The organism is Williamsia herbipolensis (assembly GCF_036153515.1).
Lineage (GTDB): Bacteria > Actinomycetota > Actinomycetes > Mycobacteriales > Mycobacteriaceae > Williamsia_A > Williamsia_A herbipolensis.
Genome location: NZ_CP108021.1, coordinates 3,350,145 through 3,370,467 on the forward strand (window position 1 = coordinate 3,350,145; position 20,323 = coordinate 3,370,467).

The 20,323-nt window shown below is 67.4% G+C and carries 20 protein-coding genes, 1 tRNA gene and 1 pseudogene; 11 read left to right on the forward strand and 11 right to left on the reverse strand.

Features of this window, described 5'->3' with window-relative positions:
* Positions 1-16: 16 nt before the first annotated feature.
* Complete coding sequence (locus OG579_RS15325) at positions 17-847, reverse strand: dienelactone hydrolase family protein (RefSeq protein ID WP_328856654.1); 831 nt, start codon at positions 845-847, stop codon at positions 17-19.
* A gap of 149 nt (positions 848-996) precedes the next feature.
* On the opposite strand from OG579_RS15325, the gene OG579_RS15330 reads away from it, so the two are divergent.
* The 4 genes and pseudogenes from OG579_RS15330 to OG579_RS15345 all read left to right on the forward strand — a co-directional run.
* Entirely contained in the window at positions 997-1,578 is a 582-nt protein-coding gene (locus OG579_RS15330) for a TetR/AcrR family transcriptional regulator (protein ID WP_328856655.1), read from the forward strand.
* An 80-nt stretch (positions 1,579-1,658) separates the two neighbouring features.
* Positions 1,659-3,857, forward strand: coding sequence for an MMPL family transporter (locus tag OG579_RS15335; RefSeq protein ID WP_328856656.1), 2,199 nt, complete (start codon positions 1,659-1,661; stop codon positions 3,855-3,857).
* 174 nt (positions 3,858-4,031) lie between these two features.
* Positions 4,032-4,550, forward strand: a complete 519-nt coding sequence (gene idi, locus OG579_RS15340) for an isopentenyl-diphosphate Delta-isomerase (protein ID WP_328856657.1) — start codon at positions 4,032-4,034, stop codon at positions 4,548-4,550.
* A gap of 191 nt (positions 4,551-4,741) precedes the next feature.
* A pseudogene (locus tag OG579_RS15345) lies at positions 4,742-5,221 on the forward strand (tyrosine-type recombinase/integrase); the annotation flags it as partial.
* Positions 5,222-5,304: 83 nt separating this feature from the next.
* Here OG579_RS15345 and OG579_RS15350 read toward each other — a convergent pair.
* A tRNA-Pro gene (locus tag OG579_RS15350) sits at positions 5,305-5,378 on the reverse strand.
* 51 nt (positions 5,379-5,429) lie between these two features.
* Positions 5,430-6,020 carry a TetR/AcrR family transcriptional regulator gene (locus OG579_RS15355; RefSeq protein ID WP_328856659.1) on the reverse strand — a complete coding sequence of 197 codons (591 nt, stop codon included), beginning with the start codon at positions 6,018-6,020 and terminating at the stop codon, positions 5,430-5,432.
* Positions 6,021-6,108: 88 nt separating this feature from the next.
* Between OG579_RS15355 and OG579_RS15360 the strand changes: the two genes are divergently transcribed.
* Complete coding sequence (locus OG579_RS15360; protein WP_328856660.1) at positions 6,109-7,149, forward strand: ABC transporter permease; 1,041 nt, start codon at positions 6,109-6,111, stop codon at positions 7,147-7,149.
* A gap of 4 nt (positions 7,150-7,153) precedes the next feature.
* On the opposite strand, the gene OG579_RS15365 is transcribed toward OG579_RS15360, so the two are convergent.
* Complete coding sequence (locus OG579_RS15365) at positions 7,154-8,152, reverse strand: metallophosphoesterase (protein WP_045821466.1); 999 nt, start codon at positions 8,150-8,152, stop codon at positions 7,154-7,156.
* Positions 8,153-8,234: 82 nt separating this feature from the next.
* Here OG579_RS15365 and OG579_RS15370 point away from each other — a divergent pair, with 82 nt between their 5' ends.
* Positions 8,235-8,708, forward strand: coding sequence for a GatB/YqeY domain-containing protein (locus tag OG579_RS15370; protein WP_328856661.1), 474 nt, complete (start codon positions 8,235-8,237; stop codon positions 8,706-8,708).
* A gap of 16 nt (positions 8,709-8,724) precedes the next feature.
* On the opposite strand, the gene OG579_RS15375 is transcribed toward OG579_RS15370, so the two are convergent.
* Positions 8,725-11,211, reverse strand: coding sequence for a penicillin-binding protein (locus tag OG579_RS15375; protein ID WP_408068684.1), 2,487 nt, complete (start codon positions 11,209-11,211; stop codon positions 8,725-8,727).
* Positions 11,212-11,428: 217 nt separating this feature from the next.
* Here OG579_RS15375 and OG579_RS15380 point away from each other — a divergent pair, with 217 nt between their 5' ends.
* On the forward strand, positions 11,429-11,743 hold the full coding sequence (locus tag OG579_RS15380; protein WP_045821468.1) for a WhiB family transcriptional regulator: 315 nt from the start codon (positions 11,429-11,431) through the stop codon (positions 11,741-11,743).
* Between the two features lie 21 nt (positions 11,744-11,764).
* Here OG579_RS15380 and OG579_RS15385 read toward each other — a convergent pair whose 3' ends face one another.
* Together OG579_RS15385 and OG579_RS15390 are read right to left on the reverse strand one after the other, a co-directional pair.
* The gene (locus tag OG579_RS15385; protein ID WP_045821469.1) at positions 11,765-12,877 is read right to left on the reverse strand and encodes an ArsA family ATPase; all 1,113 of its coding nucleotides are present in this window, start codon (positions 12,875-12,877) and stop codon (positions 11,765-11,767) included.
* Positions 12,877-13,932 (reverse strand): ArsA family ATPase, encoded by a 1,056-nt coding sequence (locus OG579_RS15390; protein WP_408068685.1) that lies wholly within the window; start codon positions 13,930-13,932, stop codon positions 12,877-12,879. The genes OG579_RS15385 and OG579_RS15390 overlap by 1 nt, the downstream gene beginning before the upstream one ends.
* 44 nt (positions 13,933-13,976) lie before the next feature.
* Here OG579_RS15390 and OG579_RS15395 point away from each other — a divergent pair, with 44 nt between their 5' ends.
* Together OG579_RS15395 and OG579_RS15400 are read left to right on the forward strand one after the other, a co-directional pair.
* Positions 13,977-14,141, forward strand: a complete 165-nt coding sequence (locus OG579_RS15395) for a hypothetical protein (protein ID WP_188486393.1) — start codon at positions 13,977-13,979, stop codon at positions 14,139-14,141.
* 5 nt (positions 14,142-14,146) lie between these two features.
* Positions 14,147-14,635 (forward strand): RidA family protein, encoded by a 489-nt coding sequence (locus OG579_RS15400; protein ID WP_328856662.1) that lies wholly within the window; start codon positions 14,147-14,149, stop codon positions 14,633-14,635.
* 4 nt (positions 14,636-14,639) lie between these two features.
* On the opposite strand, the gene OG579_RS15405 is transcribed toward OG579_RS15400, so the two are convergent.
* On the reverse strand, positions 14,640-15,494 hold the full coding sequence (locus OG579_RS15405; protein ID WP_328856663.1) for an MBL fold metallo-hydrolase: 855 nt from the start codon (positions 15,492-15,494) through the stop codon (positions 14,640-14,642).
* A gap of 164 nt (positions 15,495-15,658) precedes the next feature.
* Here OG579_RS15405 and OG579_RS15410 point away from each other — a divergent pair, with 164 nt between their 5' ends.
* Entirely contained in the window at positions 15,659-15,958 is a 300-nt protein-coding gene (locus OG579_RS15410; RefSeq protein ID WP_328856664.1) for a hypothetical protein, read from the forward strand.
* Between the two features lie 185 nt (positions 15,959-16,143).
* Entirely contained in the window at positions 16,144-17,082 is a 939-nt protein-coding gene (locus OG579_RS15415; protein WP_328856665.1) for a quinone oxidoreductase family protein, read from the forward strand.
* A gap of 25 nt (positions 17,083-17,107) precedes the next feature.
* On the opposite strand, the gene OG579_RS15420 is transcribed toward OG579_RS15415, so the two are convergent.
* Genes OG579_RS15420 through OG579_RS15430 form a run of 3 tightly spaced genes read right to left on the reverse strand, consistent with a single transcriptional unit; the run spans position 17,108 to position 20,221 of the window.
* Positions 17,108-17,968, reverse strand: coding sequence for a Gfo/Idh/MocA family protein (locus OG579_RS15420; protein WP_328856666.1), 861 nt, complete (start codon positions 17,966-17,968; stop codon positions 17,108-17,110).
* A gap of 9 nt (positions 17,969-17,977) precedes the next feature.
* Positions 17,978-18,772: a hydrogenase nickel incorporation protein HypB gene (gene hypB / locus OG579_RS15425; RefSeq protein ID WP_328856667.1), complete on the reverse strand. Its 795-nt coding sequence runs from the start codon at positions 18,770-18,772 to the stop codon at positions 17,978-17,980.
* A gap of 9 nt (positions 18,773-18,781) precedes the next feature.
* On the reverse strand, positions 18,782-20,221 hold the full coding sequence (locus OG579_RS15430; RefSeq protein WP_328856668.1) for an amidase: 1,440 nt from the start codon (positions 20,219-20,221) through the stop codon (positions 18,782-18,784).
* Positions 20,222-20,323: the final 102 nt, after the last annotated feature.

Consider the following 20,323-nt stretch of genomic DNA (forward strand, 5'->3'; position numbering starts at 1 on the left):
GCCGGGATGCGCCGTCCTACTCCACCACTGGCTGCAGCAATCGGCGACGGAACAGGTCCAACACTTGGTCGAGTGCAGCGCGGGTCGGCTGGCCCGGCTCGTCGATCAGGCCGTCGGTGACCACTGAGTGCGGGGGACCCATCGCATCTGGATTGGCTGCAGAGTCCGGTAGTTCGACGGCCGTGAAGGCGTCACCGAGTTGTTCCTTGAGCCAGCCAAACCGTTGGGGCGGGCTCATCTTGTCGCCCTGAAAACGCAGGCCCAGAACGCTCAACTCGCCTTTGGCGCAACGACTTTTGACCTTCGCGAGGTCGTCAGCGTTGATATCGATGGAGTTTGCCCTGCGTTTGTTCACCGCGAACGGCAGTGACGGTTGCGACAGAACTGGTGCGACGAGTCGGTCGTCGGCAGCCATGGCAAGCGCGAATCCACCGGTGAAGCACATGCCGATGGCACCGACGCCGACGCCACCGCAGCGTTCGTGCTCCTGAGCCGCGAGGGCACGCAGCCACGTCACGACCGGCGATGACTTACCAGTGGCCAGTACCGTGAACTCTCGACTGATACAGGCGGGGACGATGGCACGAAGAGTGGTGGACGCCGCCCCCAACGCAGAGATGCGGCCACCCATCGGATCTTTGCCATCCACCCCGAAAAGGTGCGGCATCACTGCGGTGCACCCGATTGCCGCGACCTTGCGGGCAAAGTCGGCGACATTCGGTGTGATGCCGGGCATCTCGGACATCACGATGACGGCAGGTCCGGTTCCGATCCGATAGATCGGCGCGGTCCGGCCATGCGACGTGAACTCTGTCCGGTCGAAATCGGCGAGAGTGTCATTGCTCATGATCATCCGTCCCTCGGAGGCGTTCAGGCATCCGTGTCAGCGGCTAGCTCCTACTGACACGCACCGTGTCTGTCGCTCAGCCTTGCGGTGACCAGCAACACAGCACCGTTACCGACCGAGTTGGTCGGTTTGGTACTAACTTAGCGTGTGTGGCGAGAAATTCAAGCACCGATGTCGAGCGAGAAATTCTCAACAGTGCGGCAAGTCTCATCGCACGCTTCGGCCCGGAGCGGTCCACGATCCAACAGGTCGCTGATGCGACGGGCTACTCGAAAGCGGGTCTGCTGCATCACTACTCCAGTAAGCGTGAGTTGCAAGACGCTGTCTTCGAGCTGTCCCGAGCAAAGATTCACGCCGTCTACACGTCAGTGGAGACAGTTCCCGTCGGAGCAGTGCGCGATCGCATGGTGATCACGGCGCTTCTTGACTTGTCACTGGAGCTGCCTGGAGTGGTGTCGTTGATGTTGGCTCCGTTGACAGCGGGTGACGATGAGATCGCCGAGCGCCTTGACGGGGTGGTGCTGTCGGCGTCGTTCAACGGTGTTCAGGAGAACAAGCCGTATGCGCGACGGTTGAAGGCCGATGTGGCGCGCCAGGTCGATATCTCGGCGGCACTGGGTGCAGTCAGCGTCGGATCGCTACTACTCCCGATTGCCGATGCGGCTGACGATTTGAAATCCCAGCTCATCGACGCCTGTATGCGGATTCTCGACCACGGCACACCGGCGTAGGCATCTCGCCTGGCCGACGAGTTTGTAGTGGCCGCTGCTTCATTGGAACATCCGACGAGAATTCGCGAGAGGAACTCGACATGGCGTCGTTCATCCGTCGTATCGGCGCGTATGCGCACCGACATCGATATGCCGTCGTAGGGGTGTGGTTGGTCGTACTCGTGGCGAGCGTTGCGTGCGGAATCCTGCTCTCGGGGAAGATGACATCGTCGTTCGAGATCAAGGGGCAAGAATCTAGCGCGGCGCTGCACAGAATCGACTCAGAGTTCGGACGCGGTGGAACCAACGCTTCCGCCAAGGTTGTTTTCGAAGCTACCAACGCCGGCACTGTGACGGCGGCCAACACGATCACGCGAATCGATGCGATCGTCAACGACCTGCGGGCGCTCCCCGGGGTGCTCTCGGCCAGCGATCCGTTCGCGAGCACCTCGCCAACAGTGTCACCCGATCGTGTCGCCGCCTACTCCTCGCTGATGTACAAGGCCGCCAGCGGGGACGTCACCGACGATCAACGCGCAGCCTTGTTGAGTGCGGTGAAGAGTTCTGGCTCTGCGGATCTCACCGTTGAGGTGACGGGAAGTGCCGTCAAAACCCCCGTTGAAGTTCTGGGTCCCACCGAAGTCATCGGACTCGTCGTCGCGCTGCTGATTCTGGCCTTGACCTACGGGTCGCTGACAGCAGCAGGAATGAATCTGCTCACTGCCCTCGTCGGTGTGGGCATCGGCGCCGCATCGATTCTCACTGTTTCGGGGTTCACGCAGTTGCAGACGACCACGCCGATCCTGGCCGTGATGCTGGGTCTGGCGGTCGGGATCGATTACGCGCTACTGATCATCAATCGATTTCGAATCGAACTGCGCTCGCGCACAACCGTTGCCGATGCAGTAGCCAACGCGGTCGGCACCGGAGGATCGGCGGTGGTGGTCGCCGGCACCACAGTCGTCATCGCCCTCGCAGGGTTGTCGCTGGTCGGGATCCCATTCCTGACCCAGATGGGACTGGCGGCCGCGGGGACGATCATCCTGGCCGTTCTCATTGCCCTGACCCTCGTTCCCGCAGTCCTGGGGTTCGTGGGGGAGCGAGCGCTGTCGAAAAGGGCTGTGGCCGAGCGTGATCGAGTCGACCACGCGACCGACAGCGCGGATCCCGCGTCAGGCGTTCCGAGCAGGGCTTCGGGCCGGTTCTACGAACGGTGGGTTTCGCTGGTGACACGACACCCCTGGCCGACGCTGGTGTCCGTGGTGCTGGTCCTGATTATCCTCGCGGTCCCGGTGTTGTCACTTCGTACGTCACTGGTGAACATCGCAGACCCGGCGTCGACACAGGGGCGAGCAGAAGCGGCCATCAGCAGTCACTACGGTCCAGGTTTCAACAGTCCCCTTCTGGTCCTGGTCGAGGGTGATCGCGCATCGGACGCCGCCTCCGATGTCGCCACAACAGTGAAAACCCTCGACGACGTCCGAACCGTCGGTGCGCCGACGGCCAACGGTGACGGGCGCGCCGCCATCATCAGAGTCATCCCGAAATCGGCTCCGTCGAGCCAAGCGACAGCAGACCTGGTGAGCACGATCCGCAACGCCGATCACTCAGATACGAATGTCTCCGTGTCAGTAACTGGCGAAACGGCGGTGAGTGTCGATGTCGGCGCCAAACTCAGCTCCACGTTCCCCATTTATCTGATCCTGGTGGTCGGCCTCGCGCTCATCCTTCTCATCCTGGTGTTTCGATCGATTCTGGTTCCGGTCATCGGAGTCATCGGCTTCCTGCTGACCATCGGAGTGTCCTTCGGTGCGACTGTTGCCGTCTTCCAATGGGGCTGGTTGTCCGACTTCTTCGGTGTGTCGGCCGTCGGCCCACTGAAAAGCTTGATGCCCGTTCTCGTTGTCGGCATCCTGTTCGGGTTGGCGATGGATTATCAGGTCTTTCTGGTCTCGAGCATGCATGAAGCACACACCCGTGGGCTCGATGCAAAGGAGTCCATCCGCAGCGGGTTCCGCACCGTCGCACCGGTCGTGGTCGCCGCAGCTGTGATCATGTTCGGGGTGTTCGCGGGCTTCATCCCATCCAACGAACCCATCATCAAGGTGCTCGCCTTCGCGCTCACCGTGGGCGTGGCGATCGACGCGCTCGTCGTCAGGATGGTCCTCATCCCGGCAGCCATGGCCGTACTCGGTTCCGCGGCATGGGCACTGCCCGGGTGGCTGCGCTGGATTCCCGCGGTGAATGTCGAAGGGAGCTCCCCAGCGCAAAGCCCCGGACTCCGACCTGTAGGCGATTGATGTCCTATCGCCGTCACAGGTAGGCCTCCCCAGCTGTCTGAGGCGCTGCCGATACGGCCGGATACTGAACTTCTTGTACATTATTTTTGAGTTGTCGATGGGTGGCCGGGTCGCCGGAAGGCGTCATCAGCGAAGCCCACGAGTAGAGGCAAATACACGAATGCGAGGCTGGTCATGAGCGCTGATCTGGTTGAGCTGGTCGACGCCGACGGGTCTCCCTGTGGAGCGGCGCCGAGACGTACCGTTCACGGGGCCGAGACACCTTTGCACCGCGGTTTCTCATGTCACCTCACCGATCACGACGGTCGAATGCTGATGACACGTCGCGCCTTGACGAAGCGCACGTGGCCTGGAGTGTGGACCAATTCCTTTTGTGGACACCCCCGACCGGGCGAGTCCACGACCGCAGCGATTCACCGTTATAGCCGGCACGAGCTGGGCGTCGATGTGGCCGAATTGACGCCCCTCCTGCCCGATTTTCGCTACCGGGCCGTGGACGCCAGCGGTGTTGTGGAAAACGAGCTGTGTCCGGTGTTCGGTGCTCGCCTCGTTGGTTCGGTCCGCATGAACCCCCTCGAAGTTGTCGAGTGCACCTGGGCGCTGATCAGCGATGTCAAGGTCGCGTTACGGGCGACGCCATGGGCGTTCAGTCCATGGTTTGTCGCACAAATGAACCAACTCGAGATCAGGTAGTGCCGGGAGACCAGTCGCCGCTGGTGACGAGCGTTCGCAGCCTGAACACAATTGGCCGCCTGTCAACGAACAGAATCCACCCTGTCGATTGCGTGACGTGCTCGGTGCACGACGGATTGCTTACCGCTCGATGCTCCCGACGTGGGGTTGCCGAGGTGAGAGGCGAACTCGTGTGGTCTACGGCCAAGAACCACGAGCGTCGGTCAGTCCCATACCCCGCCTTCCTTGCTGACGAGCTCGTGGCTTTGGTTCGGCACAAGGGGCGTGACGACCAGGTCTTCACCCGAGGTGGGTCGGTGGTCCTCCGGGTCTCGACGTGGCGGCCCCGGGTCTTCAAGCCGGCGGTCGATCGCGCCATCGCCCAGGCAAACGAGTTGCGAAGCGCTCAGATGCTGCAGGGTCTGGACGAGCTGACGGCTGAGTTTCCGATCGTGACACCGCACGATCTCCGGCACACTGCAGCGTCGCTCGCGATCTCAGCCGGGGCGAACGTGAAGGCGGTTCAGACCATGCTCGGACACAAATCCGCTGCCCTCACTCTCGACACTTATGCAGACCTGTTTCCAGATGACCTCGAGGCGGTCGCCGCGGCGCTCGACAGGGCGCGGGACTCCGCTTTGCTCGCACTGAGAAATTCTCCTGCGGACTGTGTGCGGACTGGAGGGAAATAGCCAATGTCGACAGGTCGTAGAAACGAGGAAGCCCCGACCGGGTTTCCCCTGGTCAGGGCCTCTTCTGTGTCTCAACCAACACGTCGGGGTGGCGGGATTCGAACCCACGACCTCTTCGTCCCGAACGAAGCACGCTACCAAGCTGCGCCACACCCCGTGGCGTCCTTGCGGACAACCTCGTACAGCCTACCGCCTCGGGGAAGGCAGATTAAATCGGCTGGTCAGCGCCGCCTGCGAGCAGTACGACCAGGGGGCAGAACACCGTGGCCACGATGTCGTGGATGGCGTCGGCGGTGAGGTCGCCGTTGACCAGGAACTCGTAGCGCGCCATGTCGAACGGCAGCGAGCGGACGCGCTCTGGGAGTGAAGCCGGACCGATCTCGCCGCGCTCTCGGGCCCGGTGCAGGATCGCGTCGCTCAGCGCAACGCCCTTCGTCTGCAGGATGCGCAATGTCCCGGTGCCCGGTGCGGCCGCCGCGTCGGAGAGCACGCCCAGGGCGATGGACCGGCCCATCGATTCGAGGCGGTCGAGGACGAGATGCAACGTCGCCTCGACATCGCCGGCCAGCGACCCGGTGTCCGCCGCCTGGATGACGTCGTCACTGGCGCTGGTCAGTGCGGCGACCACCATGTCGAGCCGATGGGGCCATCGCCGGTAGAGCACCGGCTTGCTGGTCTGGGCGCGCCGGGCCACCCCCTCGAAGGTGAGCCCGGAGTACCCGTGCTCGGTCAGCTCGCCGAAGACGGCGCGGTAGATGGCGTCGTCGAGCTCGGTGCCGCGTCGCCGTGTGGCCGCCATCCCACCTCCGATAAGAAACGTTGCGTATCTCGACAGTTGAGGCTAGCATTCGGCCGGTAGGAAACGACTCGTATCTTAAGGGGATCTCATGGCCGCCGAAGCGTCAACCACCCGCGCCCACGTCACCCGGACCGTCGTGATCGCCGCGGCGCTCACCGCAGCGCTGTCGATTCTGCTGCTCGCGTTCGCTCTACCCGGCGTCCACTCGACGCCCAGCGACATCCGCGTCGGGGTGGTCGGATCACCGACCGCGACCGCAGCGATCGAGCGTCCCGTCGACACCGCGCAACCCGGAGCGTTCGACTTCTCGCGCCCCGCCTCCGAGGCCGACGCGCGGACGGCGATCGAGCGCCGTGACCTCGACGGGGCTCTGATAGTGGGCGACAACGGGATTCGCACCCTGGTCACCACCGCGGGCAGCCCATCGGTCGCCACGCTGGTCGAGACGTTGGGGAATCAGGTCGCCCAGCGCAGTGGGTCGACAAGCACCGTCCTCGACGTCCGCGGATTCGGTGGCGGCGACCCGAAGGGCGTCGGATTGGCCGCCGGCGCACTGCCGTTGGCGCTGGGCGGATGGATCGGCGCACTGGTCATCATGATGACGGTGCGCCGTCCCCGCGCGCTGGTGATCACCACCGTCGTGTTCGCCGGCGTCGGCGGGTTGGCACTCACCGCCATCCTGCGATTCGTCCTCGGCACCTTCGACGGCCGGTTCTGGCCCACCGCGGCCGCCGCGATGCTGGGGATCGCGGCGACCGCCTTCGGTGTGATCGGACTCCGAACACTGTTCGGTGCCGCAGGCCTCGGTATCGCAGGCATAGCGCTCATCGTCCTCGGCAACCCGCTGTCGGGACTCACCAGTTCACCAGAACTGCTGCCCGCCCCCTGGGGTGCCATCGGTCAGTACCTGCCGCCGGGCGCCACCGGGACCCTGCTGCGCAACACCGTGTTCTTCGACGGCCACGCGACCGCCCACCCGATCGTGGTGCTCAGCGCGTGGCTGCTGATCGGGCTGGCGTTCTACGCCATCGCGACTGTGCGCGGCCGCGGCGACAACGACAGGGTCGAGGAGATCCTCGACGAGGAGTGGGATGTCGAGCCGGAGTCGGCCCGAGCGGGCGCGCGGTGAGCGCTCAGCCCTGACGCATCCCTGCGGTCAGGGGAGGCAATGACTGCTCCTCGTCGTACTCGGCGTCGCCGTGCGAGACCGGGGTGAGGGTGAGCAGCGTGGCCTCGGGCCGGCAGCAGAATCGATAGGGCGCATACGGCGAGGTGCCGAGTCCGGCGCTGACGTGCAGCTTCATCGACGCACCCCAGCTCGACGGGCCCTTCACACGCGACCGGTCGAGTTCGCAGTTGGTGACCAGCGCGCCGAAGAACGGCACACAGAGCTGCCCGCCGTGGGTGTGCCCGGCCATCACCAGGTCGTAACCGTCGTCGGCGAACTGGTCGAGCACGCGAGGCTCGGGAGAGTGGGTCAGCCCGAGCCGCAGATGCGCCAGCGGATTGGGGCGGCCGGCGATGGTCTCGTAGCGGTCGCGGTGCAGATGCGGATCGTCGACACCGGCGGCGGCCACGCGGACTCCGGCCACCTCGAGCTCGCGAACGGTATGGGTCGCATCCAGCCATCCACGCTCGGTGAACGCTGCGCGCAGGTCCTGCCACGGCAGCGGGTCGCCGAACGACTTCGTGTGGTTCTTGTTGAAGTACTTCAGCGGGTTCTTCGGGGTGGGCCCGAAGTAGTCGTTGGAGCCGAAGACGAACAGACCCGGACGCGACAACAGCCCGCCGAGGGACTGGATCACCGACGGCACCGCCTGCGGGTGGGCGAGGTTGTCGCCGGTGTTGATCACGAGATCGGGTTCGAGCGACTCCAGCTCCGAGACCCACGCCTGCTTGAGGCGCTGACCGGGCAGCATGTGCAGGTCGCTGATGTGCAGCACGCGCAAGGTGCCCGAGCCGGGCTCGAGCACGTTGAGGGTGCGATGCCGCAGCGCGAAGGCGTTGCGCTCGATGAGCGTCGCGTACGCCAGTCCCGCCGTGGCCGCACCGGCCGCCAGTGCGGCGCCCTGCTGGAGTGACGTGAGCCGTGACGTACCGGCACCGATCCGCGAGAAGTCGACCTCTACCATCCGGCCAGGATACCGATCGTGTCGAGCCGCTGGCCACAAGAAAGGACCGGGGTCGCACGCGATGGCGATTACCGTGGGCGCCATGACCGATTCCCCGCTCAAGCAGAAGCTCCGCACCGACCTCACCGCATCGATGAAGGCCCGCGACACCGACACCACCGCGACGCTGCGCATGATCATCTCCGCGATCGGCGCCGAAGAGGTCTCGGGCACCGAGGCCCACTCGCTGACCGACGAGCAGGTCATCGGTGTGCTGCTGCGGGAGAACAAGAAGCGCGCGGAGTCGGCGTCGATCTACGACGAGAACGGCCGCGGCGAGCTGGCCGCGAAGGAACGCTCCGAGGCGGAGATCATCTCGCGCTACCTGCCCACCCAACTCGACGACGCCGGCATCGACGCCCTCGTCGCCGACGCCGTCGCCGCGGTGACCGCCGAGACCGGTGAGGCGCCCACCATGCGGCAGATGGGTCAGGTCATGAAGAAGGTGCAGGCCGCTGCCGCAGGCGGGGCCGACGGCAAGCGCCTGTCGACCGCGGTCCGCGCCGCGCTCGGCTGACCGACCGAGGGACCGGTCAGCCGCCCGGGATCACGATCGGCCCGATACCCGGGATCTCGATCGTGGTCGGGGGGAGCCGCGGTCCGCGATCGGGCGCCGGCGTCGAGGCGCGTCCCTGGCCGTCGCTGACGTAGATCGTCACCGTGCTGCCGGGGATGGCCGTGCCCGTGGGCGCGGTACCGGTCACCGTGCCGGCCGATTCCGGGCTGGTGGTGGTCTGCTGATCGACCTTGAAGCCGTTCTCCTGCAGACGCTCCGTCGCCGCGCTCGCGGTGAGACCGACGACGCTGGGGACCCGCCCACGCTCGCTGCCGTTCACGAACTGCGGGTCGGTGGGCGGCAGTTCGGTCGGCCCGAACTTCCCCGCCACCGGCAGGATCGCGTTGTACCAGGTGCGCGCCGGCTCGAAACCGCCGTAGAGGTCGCCGCCGTAGCACTGGCGCAGCGGCGAGGAGCAGATGTCCTCGGGGCTGGTGGTGTCGCCGTAGATGTAGCTGGCGCCGGCGAAGTTGTTGGTGAACCCGAGGAACGCCGAGCTGCGGTGCGCCTCGGTGGTACCGGTCTTGGCCGACACCGGCAAATTCCATCCGGCCGAGCGGGCGGCGCCGGCCGAGGTGCCACCGCCCTTGTCGTCGGCGGACAACGCGTTGGCGAGAGTGTCGGCGAGGCCGCGATCGACGACCTGCTCACACGCGGGCGGGGTGAACGCGACCGCAGTCATCTCCGGCTGGCCGTTCGCGCCGATCACGGTGTTGCCGTTGCGATCCCGCTTCTTCTGCGTGATCGACTTGATCGGGTTCGGCGGGCACCACATTCCGTGCGACGCCAGCGTCGCGGCCACGTTGGACAGCTCCAACGGGTTGACGGCATTGGGGCCCAGCGTGAACGAACCGAAGTTGCCCTGCTTGGTGTAGTCGGCGAGGCTCAGATCGCCCTGACCGGAGGTGCCGGCCTGCGCGTAGGAACGCATCCCGAGCTTCACGGCCATGTCGACCGCCGAGGGCACACCGACCTCGTTGAGCAGCTTCACGAACGCGGTGTTCGGCGACTGCGCGAGGGCGTTGGTGATGGACATCGACCGGGGGTATCGGCCGTCGTTCTTCACGCAGTAGGTGTTGACGGGGCAACCGTTGACGCCACCGGAGGAACCCATCCCCTTGGCCTGATAGGTCGTCGGGACGTCGAGGGTCGCCGACGAGCCGAGTCCCTTCTCCATCGCCGCGGCGACGGTGAAGATCTTGAAGATCGATCCCGCGCCGTCGCCGACCATCGAGAACGGTTGCGGCTGCACGGTCTGGTCGCGTCGTTGGTCGAGCCCATAGTTGCGACTCGAGGTCATGGCCAGCAGATCGTGGGAGGTGGTGCCCGGTCGGATCACGTTCATCACGTTGGCGATACCGGTGAGATCGGGGGCGGCGACCGCCTGCACCGACGCCTTCGTCGCGGCCTGCACCTGCGGGTCGAGGGTGGTGGTGATCGTGTATCCGCCGCGCAGGGCGGCGTCGCGGGTGATGCCGTTCTCGGCGAGGAACTGCAGCGCGTAGTCGCAGAAGAACCCGTTGTCGCCGGAGGAGATGCAGCCCTGCGGCAGCGACCGCGGCTGCGGCAGCACGCCGAGCGGCTTGGCCTTGTCGGCCTCGAACTCCGCTGCGCGGTCGGGGAAGTTCTCCTTCATCGTGTCGAGCACGGTGTTGCGTCGATCGGTGACACCCGACTCGTTGGTGTACGGGTTGAGCGCCGAACTCGACTGCACCATGCCCGCGAGCATCGCCGACTCGGTGACGTCGAGTTGCTTGGCCGACTTGCCGAAGTACGTCTGCGCCGCCGCCTCGATCCCGTACGCGCCGTTGCCGAACGGGACGATGTTCAGGTAGCGGGTGACGATCTCCTTCTTCGCCTCCTGCTTGGCCGCGGCCTTGTCGATGTTCTTGTCGCGCATGGCCTGATCGGTCAGCGTCTGCTCGAGGGTCAACGCCATGCGGACCTCGCGGAGCTTGCGCGCCGGGGTGGTGGCGATGGCGGCCTGGCGGTCGGCCTCGGTGCGCGCGAGAACCAGCAGTTGGTAGTTCTTGATGTACTGCTGATCGAGCGTCGACGCGCCCTGCTGCACCTCACCCGACGACGAGTTCTTGAGGAACGCGCGGATGGTGCCCTTCCAGTCGACACCGTCGTGTTCGAGGAAGCGGCGGTCCTCGATCGAGATGATCGCGCGGATCATGTCCGGCGAGATGTCGTCGTAGCCGACCTGCACGCGGCGCTGATCGTAGAGATATGCAATCGGACGACCGGTCGAATCGGTCATCGTGGTCACCTCGGGGACCGTTCCGTCGAGCAGCTCCGACGACGAGTTCTCGACGGTGGTCGCGGCCTTGTTGGTCAGCAGGCCGAAGCCGCCGGCGAACGGGAAGAGCAGGGCGGCGACGAGCACTCCGGCGAGCAGGCAGCAGCCCAGGAGCACCCAGAGGGCCTTCGACCGCTCGGGGCGACGGGTTGTTTCGGACACGACCACAGGATACGGGGTGCGACGGCCTGCTCCGGGGAGTCGGCGTCGCAACCCCCCTGCTTGGACGCGCGTCCCACTGTCGCGGTTCCCCCCGACTTGACTGTCTGTCTCGCTAATACCTAGATTGATGTACCGAATGTGACTCACGTAACATTCGAGTCCTAAAGTGGCGGGGCTTGCCTCGCGAACGATTTCTAGAAGCGGACAGGGGTTCCCCATGGCGAACGCGGCAGTGACCACCGGTGAGACCGAAGCTCGACTCGCGTGGGTATCGCAGGCCAGGTGTCGGGGTGGCAACCCCGACGAGCTCTTTGTCCGCGGGGCGGCGCAGCGCAAGGCCGCCACCATCTGCCGCCACTGCCCGGTGCAGCTCGAATGCGGCGCCGACGCCCTCGACAACCGCGTCGAGTTCGGCGTGTGGGGCGGCATGACCGAGCGTCAGCGGCGCGCACTGCTGCGCCAGCACCCCGAGGTCACCTCGTGGGGCGAGTTCTTCGAGAGTCAGCGCCGTCGTCACGCCGACGCGGTCTGACTCTTTCTTTCTTCTACGGCGTCACGACGACGCCGCGCGGCCCGGTCCGCCGAGAATCTGCTCGGCGACCGCGCGCAACGCCTGCCGGTCGGCGACCTCGAACGGCAACGACGGCACGCCGACGATCGGCACCCCGGGGTGCGACGTGGTGAAACGCCGCAGCAGGTTCAGCTCCCGCCGTCCGGTGGTGGTGCGTTCGGCGTGGATCGCCAGCACCGCCCGGGTCAGCCCGTCGTCCACGTGATCGAGCGCGGTGCGCGCGGCGTCAGCCGATATCGACGTCAGGTTCGGATGCGTGCGGTTGAGGATGAGACCGGCGAGCGGCATCTTCTCCTCCGACAGGCGGTCGACGAAGAACGCCGCCTCGCGTAGCGCATCGGGTTCGGCGGAGGCGACGACCACGAACTGGGTGCCCGGTCGCTTGAGCAGGTTGTAGGTGGTGGTGGCTCGTTCCTGGAAGCCGCCGAACATCGCGTCCAGTGACTGCACGAACGCCGACACGTCACGCAGGGTGTCGCCGCCGACGATGGTCGACACACCGCGCATCGCGAGCCCCACGACACCGGTGACGACACGGCCCACGCCGCGTCCGCCGCCCATGAGGATCTTCATCAGGCGGCCGCTCATGAACGTGCCCAGTCGGGCCGGCGCATCGAGGAAGTCGAGCGCGTTGCGCGACGGCGGGGTGTCGACGACGACGAGATCCCACTTGTCGAGCGCGAGCAGCTGACCGAGCTTCTCCATCGCCATGTACTCCTGCGTGCCGGAGAACGAGGTCGCGACGGTTTGGTAGAAGGAGTTGTTCATGATGGCCTCGGCGCGGTCGGGCGTCGAGTATTGCGTCACCATCTCGTCGAACGTGCGACGCATGTCGAGCATCATCGCGTCGAGCGAACCCGGTCCATCGATGTCGACCGGCTGCGGCTCGTTGGTCAGCTCCGACATCCCCAGCGACTGCGCGAGGCGTCGCGCCGGATCGATGGTCAACACGACCACCCGGCGGCCCTGTTCGGCGGCATGCACGGCCATCGCCGCGGCCGTGGTGGTCTTGCCGACCCCGCCCGCGCCGCAGCAGATGACGACCTTGGTGTCGGCGGAGCCGAGCACCGTTCCCATGTCGAGTTCGGCGACCATCAGGCACCCGTCCGTTCCAGCAGGGCGGAGATCTCGTAGATCCCGCCGAGGTCGACACCGTCGTCGTAGGAGGGGATCTCGATCGTCGCGATGTCCACCTCGTCGAGTTCGGCCTTGGCCACCTGCTGGGCCTGCACCCGGCTGGCGTGTTCGATCGATTCGGTGAGCAGCCCCTGCAGATCGGCCTCGGAGACGGTGAGGCCCGCGGCGGAGAGTTCGGCGGCGATCGTCTCGGCGTCGACGACCCCCTCGGCGACCGGGTCGATCTGATCGTCTGCCAGATGCGGCGGTGCGACGCGGTTGATGATGAGCGCGCCGACGGGCAGGTTCTTGCCGCGCAACTCCTTGACCGCCTCGATCGTCTCCTGGATCGGCATCGCCTCGAGCAGGGTCACCAGATGGACCGCGGTCAGCTCGGAGTGCAGCAGGTTCGCGACACCGTCGCTCTGGTTGCGGATGGGACCGGTCTTGGTGAGATCGGCCATCGCGGTGGTGACGTCGAGGAAGTTGCCGATGCGGCCCGTGGGCGGCGCGTCGACCACGACGGCGTCGAAGACCTGCGCCCCGGACTTGTCGGTGCGCACCACGCACTCCTTGATCTTGCCGGTCAGCAACACGTCACGCAGACCCGGCGCGACGGTGGTCACGAAGTCGATGGCGCCGATGCGGCGCATCGCCCGCCCGGCGAAACCGAGGTTGTAGAACATGTCGAGGTACTCGAGCAGGGCGTGTTCGATGTCGATGGCGAGCGCGGTGACCGTGCCGCCGCCCTCGGCGGTCGCGACGCGGGTCTCGGTCGGCGGCAGCGGCGGGATGTCGAACAGCTGCGCGATGCCCTGACGGCCCTCGCACTCGACGAGCAACACCTTCTTGCCGCCGGCGGCCAACGCGAGGGCGAGGGATGCGGCGACCGTGGTCTTGCCGGTGCCGCCCTTGCCGGAGACGAAGTGCAACCGAGCCGAACGCGCCGACGCGGGCCACGTGGAGCCGCCCGCGGGGTCGGGGGAGGCGTCGGGGCCGTCGTGGTGCGCACCCTGGGCGGATTCAACTGACACGTAGCAACCATATCCACCCGGCGAGGGCCGATAGGGTGAGTGCCATGAGTGAACTGACCGCCTGGGAATACGCCACCGTGCCGCTACTGACCCACGCCACCAAGCAGATCCTCGACACCTGGGGTGTCGACGGCTGGGAGCTGGTCAGCGTGCTGCCCGGGCCGACCGGCGAGCAGCACGTCGCCTACCTCAAGCGCCCGAAGGGCTGAGCGCGATGTCGGACACGCAGCGATCGTGGAGCGCGCGCCTGGCCGAGCTCGGCATCGAGCTGCCGAAGGTGGTCGCGCCGCTCGGTGTCTACTACCCGGCGGTGCGGTCGGGGAACATGGTCTACACCTCGGGACAGTTGCCGATGGTCGACGGTGAGCTGGCCGTGCACGGCAAGGTGTCCGAGGGTGCCGAGGGCGTGGTGCGTCCCGAGCAGGCCCGCGACGCCGCGCGTCTGTGCGCTCTGAACGCCCTCGCCGCCGTCAACGGCCTCGTCGGACTCGACGCGGTGGTGCGGGTGGTGAAGGTGACCGGCTTCGTCGCCTCGGCGCCCGGGTTCACCGGTCAGCCCGGTGTGATCAACGGTGCCTCGGACCTCCTGGGTGAGGTGTTCGGCACCGCCGGCCACCATGCCCGCTCGGCGGTGGGTGTCGCCGAACTCCCGCTCGGTGCGCCGGTCGAGGTCGAGATCATCGTCGAGGTTGCCGACGACTGATCGGTCAGGCCTCGCGGAGATAGGTGAGCTGGGCCTTGACCGACATGCGGGCGGCGGGCCACAGCTTCTTGTCGACATCGCGATAGACCTTGCGGACCACCTTCATCGGCTTCGCCTGTGCCGGGGTCAGTCCGAGGTCGGCGAGTGCGGCCCGGATCTGGTCGAGGCGTTCCTCGCGGTGGGTCTTGTAGAACCGCGCGACGGGGATGAGGTCGGGGTGGTCGGGGCCGTGTCCGGGCAGCAGCGCGCATCCCTCGCCCTCGACGATGAGTCGGTTCAGTGAGTTGAGGTAGTCGCGCAAGGTGCCGTCGCTGGGGTCGAGGACCGTGGTGCCCGAACCGAGGATCGTGTCGCCGGTGACCATGGCCCGGCCGATGACCCGGGTGGGTTCGGTGGCGGCGGTGTTCGCGGGGTCGCCCTTCGCGAGGTGCTCGACGAGGAAGCTCGTGGAGTCCGCGGTGTGGCCGGGGGTCAGCAACACGGTGATGCGCAGTCCGGCGACCTCGATCACCTCACGGTCGGTGAGGATCGCGCCGTCGCGGCAGTGCGCCTCGGTGCGGGCGCGGACCGGTGCGCCGGTCATCTTGTGGAAGCGCTTGATCGCGTCGGTGTGATCTGCGTGGCGGTGGGTGATGAGCACCAGTGCGACATCGCCGGTCTCGGCGACCCGCTTCAGGTGCTTGCGGTGGGCGCGGGGACCGGGGTCGACCACGACGCAGTCGGTGCGCCCGGGCGCCTGCAGGACCCACGTGTTGGTCCCCTCGAGCTCCATCATCCCCGGGTTCTCACACAGCACCACCGAGGCGAACGCGGTGACGGGACGGCGGATTTCGTACGCGGGATGCGCGAGATCGGTCATGCCACGAACGCTACCGGGTCCGGTGGTGGCAGCACCTGCGCGTTCACAGCCCACTGACAGTGGCGCGCAATGTTCCTGCCAGTCGGCGACCCTACTTTCTCAGTTGTGCGGAGATGGTCCGTGCAGCCAGGTGCCGGGTTCGGTGCAGGACAACAGGAGTGATCGTGAACATCAAGAAGGCAGCCACATCCACCCTCGCAGCGGGATTCGTCGGTGCCGCCATGCTCGGTCTGGGCGTGACCGCCGGAACCGCGAACGCCGCCCCGATCGCGCCCAACACCCACAACCAGCAGGTGCAGCCGCAGCGGCAGCAGCCCCAGCGCGAGGTCACCGTCACGCGCCCGAACTACCGCCCGTTCACCTACCGCGGCGTGCACGTGACGCCGCGCTACGACGTCGCCCGCAACCAGTGGGGATTCCAGTTCAACCGCACCTTCGTGCACGTGGTGCTCGCCCGCCGCTGACCGCGCGCCCGTGCAGACGGGCGACCCCAGAACTCGGCGGCGTCGGGTGCGCACCCCCGCAGACGTACCCGATACCGCCGATCACCGGACAACCCGGCAGACCCCGTCCGTCTGCCGGGTTGTCTCGTCCACGGGCCGGTTCGGCTGCCGTGGAATAGCCGCGTCGGCCGGGGGTTGAAGAGGCCATGACACGCACGGTGGTGGCCCGCGGATACGGCGGCCCGGAGAACCTCGCCTTGATCGACGAACCCGACCGCGATCCCGGCGCCGACGAGGTGGTGGTCCGGGTCGCCGCGATCGGCGTGAACCCCATCGACCACAAGCTCTACAGCGGCGCGTTCGGCAGCGATCCCGACGGCCTGCCGGTCCGCCTCGGTAACGAGGCCGCCGGAACGGTCGTCGAGGTGGCCGACGGGGTGTCGGGACCGACCGGCCCGATCGCGGTGGGCGACGAGGTGGTGGTCTATCCGGTCGACGGCGCCTACACCGACCGGATCGTCGCACCGTCCGGGTCGATCCTGCACATCCCGACCGGAGTCTCGGTCGAACAGGCGGCAGGCCTCCTCGCGGTGGGCGTCACCGCCTACGACCTCATCCGCACGGCCGGTGTCACCGGCGACGACACCGTCGTCGTGCACGGCGGGACGGGTGCCGTCGGGTCGCTCGCGGTGCAGATCGCCGTCGCGGCCGGCGCCCGCGTGATCGCAACCGGACGTCTCGACAACCACGCGGCGATCGAGGCGCTCGGTGCGACTGCGGTGGCCTACGGCGACGGTCTGCTCGATCGTCTGCGCGCCGCGTCTCCCGACGGTTACACCGTGGCCCTCGACGCCGCCGGCACCGACGAGGCGATCGACGCATCCCTCGAACTCGTGGCGGAGCGCTCCCGCATCGTCAGCATCGTGGCGTTCGGTCGCGCGGGCGACGGAATCGTCGTCATCGACGGCAGTTCGGAGGGCAGCCGACGGATCCGGTCGGAGACGCGGACGACGCTGCTGGATCAGCTCGCCGCCGGTGACATCACCGTCACCACCGCCAAGACGTTCCCCCTCGCCGACGCCGCCGATGCGCACCGCGAGCTGCAGAGCTCGCACCCGCGCGGGAAGTTCCTGCTCATCCCCTGACGCCCGATCCCGGGGTGGCGCGACGTCAGCTGACGGCGTGGGCGATCCGGTCGAGGACCGTCTGGATGTGCAGACCGCGACGCGCGTCGCAGGGGTGGTCGGTGCCGGTCGCCACGGCGTCGAGGAACTCGTCGACCAGGACGGCGAAGCACTCGGGTGAGGGCGTGGTGCGGTCGGTGAGCTCCACGACTCCGTCGGGGCCGTGGACGCGGAACTGACTGATGGTGGGCCGCGCCGGAACGCGCAGCGACAGCTGCATCGCGGTGCGCGCGCCGGACTCGTGCACCAGCGACACCGACCAGACGTCGGAGCCGCGGTCGACCGAGGCGGCCTCGACGTCGACGACCGGACCCAGGGCGCGATCCATGAGGTCGACCACGTGGGGCCCGACGTCGAGCAGTGCACCACCGTCGACCCGCCACTGCGACGAGGAGTAGCGACCCCCGAGCAGGGCGCCCGACAGCCACACACCGAGGCCGCCGGTGAAGGTCCCCGCGTCGACGGCGTCGAGGAACGCGCGGGTCTCCGGGGCGAACCGTCGCGTGAACGTCACGATCGACCGCACCCCGGCCCCGGCGACGGCGTCGACGACCGCGGTCGCATCGGCGAGCGTGCCGGCGATGGGCTTGTCGAGGATGACGTGTTTCCCGGCGCGAGCGGCCTCGATCGCCAGCGGCGCCTGGGCCTGCGGGGGTACGGCGAACGACACCGCGTCGTTCGCCGCCAGCAACTCGGCGAAGGTGTCGAACCGCGGCACGGGCAGGTCGGTGGCCGCCTCGGGGCGTCGGGTCCACACGCCGGTCAGCGTCACGCCCGGATGTGCGGCGAGAGCGGGGATGTGGGTGTCGCGAGCCCAGGGCCCGCCTCCGACGACAGCGATGCGCATGCCGAGAACCTACGCCGCGCCCGGACCCCGCTGTCGCAGCCAGTCGAGCCAGGCGCCCATGCCGTCGCCGGTCTTCGCGCTCAGCGGCAGGATCGCCGCGCTGGGGTTGGCCTCGCGGACGGCGCGGATGTAGTCGTCGAGTTCGATGTCCAGGTGGGGGACCAGGTCGATCTTGTTGATCACCACCACATCGACGCTGCGGAACATCACCGGGTACTTCTGCGGCTTGTCGTCGCCCTCGGTCACCGACCACACCATCGCGCGGCGGTGTTCGCCGACGTCGAACTCGGCCGGGCACACCAGGTTCCCGACGTTCTCGATCACCACGAGGTCGAGCTCGTCGAGGTCGAGCCCCTGCAGCGCGCGGTTCACCATCGGGGCGTCGAGGTGGCATTCGCCGCCGAACCCCTCGGAGGTGTTCAGCAGCGACACCTGCGCCCCACGGCCCGCCAGCCGCGCCGCGTCGAGGTCGGTCGCGATGTCGCCCTCGATGATCCCGACGCGCATCTCGTCGGCGATGGCGTCGAGCGTCGCCTCGAGCAGGGTCGTCTTGCCCGATCCCGGTGAGCTCATGAGATTCACCGAGGTCACCCCGGCCGCGGCGAACGCCGCACGATTGATCTCGGCGCGGTGGTCGTTCTCCCCGAAGATCGCGTCGAGCACGTCGACCCGCTCGCGACCGGTGTCGTACCCGGACATGTCACCGTGGTCGTGGTCGTGGTCGTGGTCGTGGTCGTGGTCGTGGTCGTGGTCGTGGTCGTGCGTGTGCCCGACACCGTCGTCGTGTCGATGGAACCTGCCCATGAGCGTCTCCTAGTGTGCGGCCGATCGTGCCGAGACCGCATGCGGCGGAACCCATCCGCCGAATGCCTTCTCGAGTTCGAGCGCGACGGCGATGGTGACGTTGTCGTTGCCGGGTTGCGAGGCGACCTGCACGCCGACGGGCAGATCGCGGGGACTGAAACCCAGTGGCACCTCGGTGACCGCCATGCCCAGCATGTTGAAGATCGCGGCCCCGCCGAACAACCACGGGCGGGCGAGGGTGCCGTGGTGGAACGGGGCGGGTTGCGGCAACGGCGGGTGCAGCATCACGCCGTCACCGATGGCGGAGGCGACCTCATCGGCCAGGTCGCGGGCGAACTTGTCGAGCAACCTGCGCGCCGGGGGCGGCAGCAGTTCGGGCAGCCGATCGCCGATCATCGCGAGCTGCAGCTGAAGGCTGTTGGCGCGCAACACCGCCGGGGTGAGATGGCGTTGGGGTGTCGCGCCGAAGGAGTCGAAGAGGTTCATCACCGACGTACCCGCGTGGCGCCGCAGTTCCATGAGGTAGCTCGCGATGACGCGGCGCATGGCCGGCATCGGCTGCCACACGACATCGGCGCCGCGTTCGGCGAGCGCTGCACCGGCGGCGTCCCGGGCGTCGCGCACCGAGCGGTCCATCGGACGCAGATAGCTCGACTTCGTGGGTATCACCACGCGGAGGCCGTCGAGATCGACGGAGTCGACCGAGCCGCACCGCCGGCCGTCTGCGTCGTCGGCGAGGATCCGCAGGAGCGGCATCAGGTCGGACGCACGACGGGACATGGGGCCGAGTGTCTCGAGGAGATCGACCTCCTCCTCGCCTGAGAGCGAGGGGATCGATTCGTTCGCGGGCACCAGGCCGGGCGAGGGCTTGTGGCCGAAGACGCCGCAGTAGAACGACGGGATGCGGATGGATCCGCCGGTGTCGCCGCCGACGCCGAACGGGATGCCGCCGCCGCCGATGGCCGACCCTTCACCGCCGGACGATCCGCCCGACACCCGTCGCACGTCGTAGGGGTTGGAGGTGCGGCCGTAGACGCTGTTGGTGCTCTCGATGCCCAGACACAGTTCTGCGGTGTTGGTGACACCTACGACGATGGCGCCGGCGCGTCGAAGACGTTGCACCGCAATCGCATCGACGTCGGCGATGATGCCCGCGCGACTCGACAGACCCGCGGTGTGCGGCATCCCGGTGACCGGGATGGATTCCTTGATGGTGCAGGGCACGCCGAGCAGCGGACGGTCGGGATCGGCTTTCGTGCCGGCGGCGTCGACGGCGTCGGCCTCGGCGAGCGCGGCGTCGAAGCGGTCACGCGCGATCGCGCCGAACTCGGCGCGGGAACGCAGCGTGTCGATGTGTAACTGCACGACACGCCGCGAGGTGGTGCGACCGTCGGCGATCGCCTCGGCCAGCTCGAACGCCGACGCGGTGCCGATCCAGTCGTCGTCCACGGCGGCGGAGGTGTCAGGGCGTCTGGCACGAGGGTGTGTCACACCTCGACCATGACACACCGGCGCGGCGCGGGCGACGGTGACAACCAACGTCGACGACGA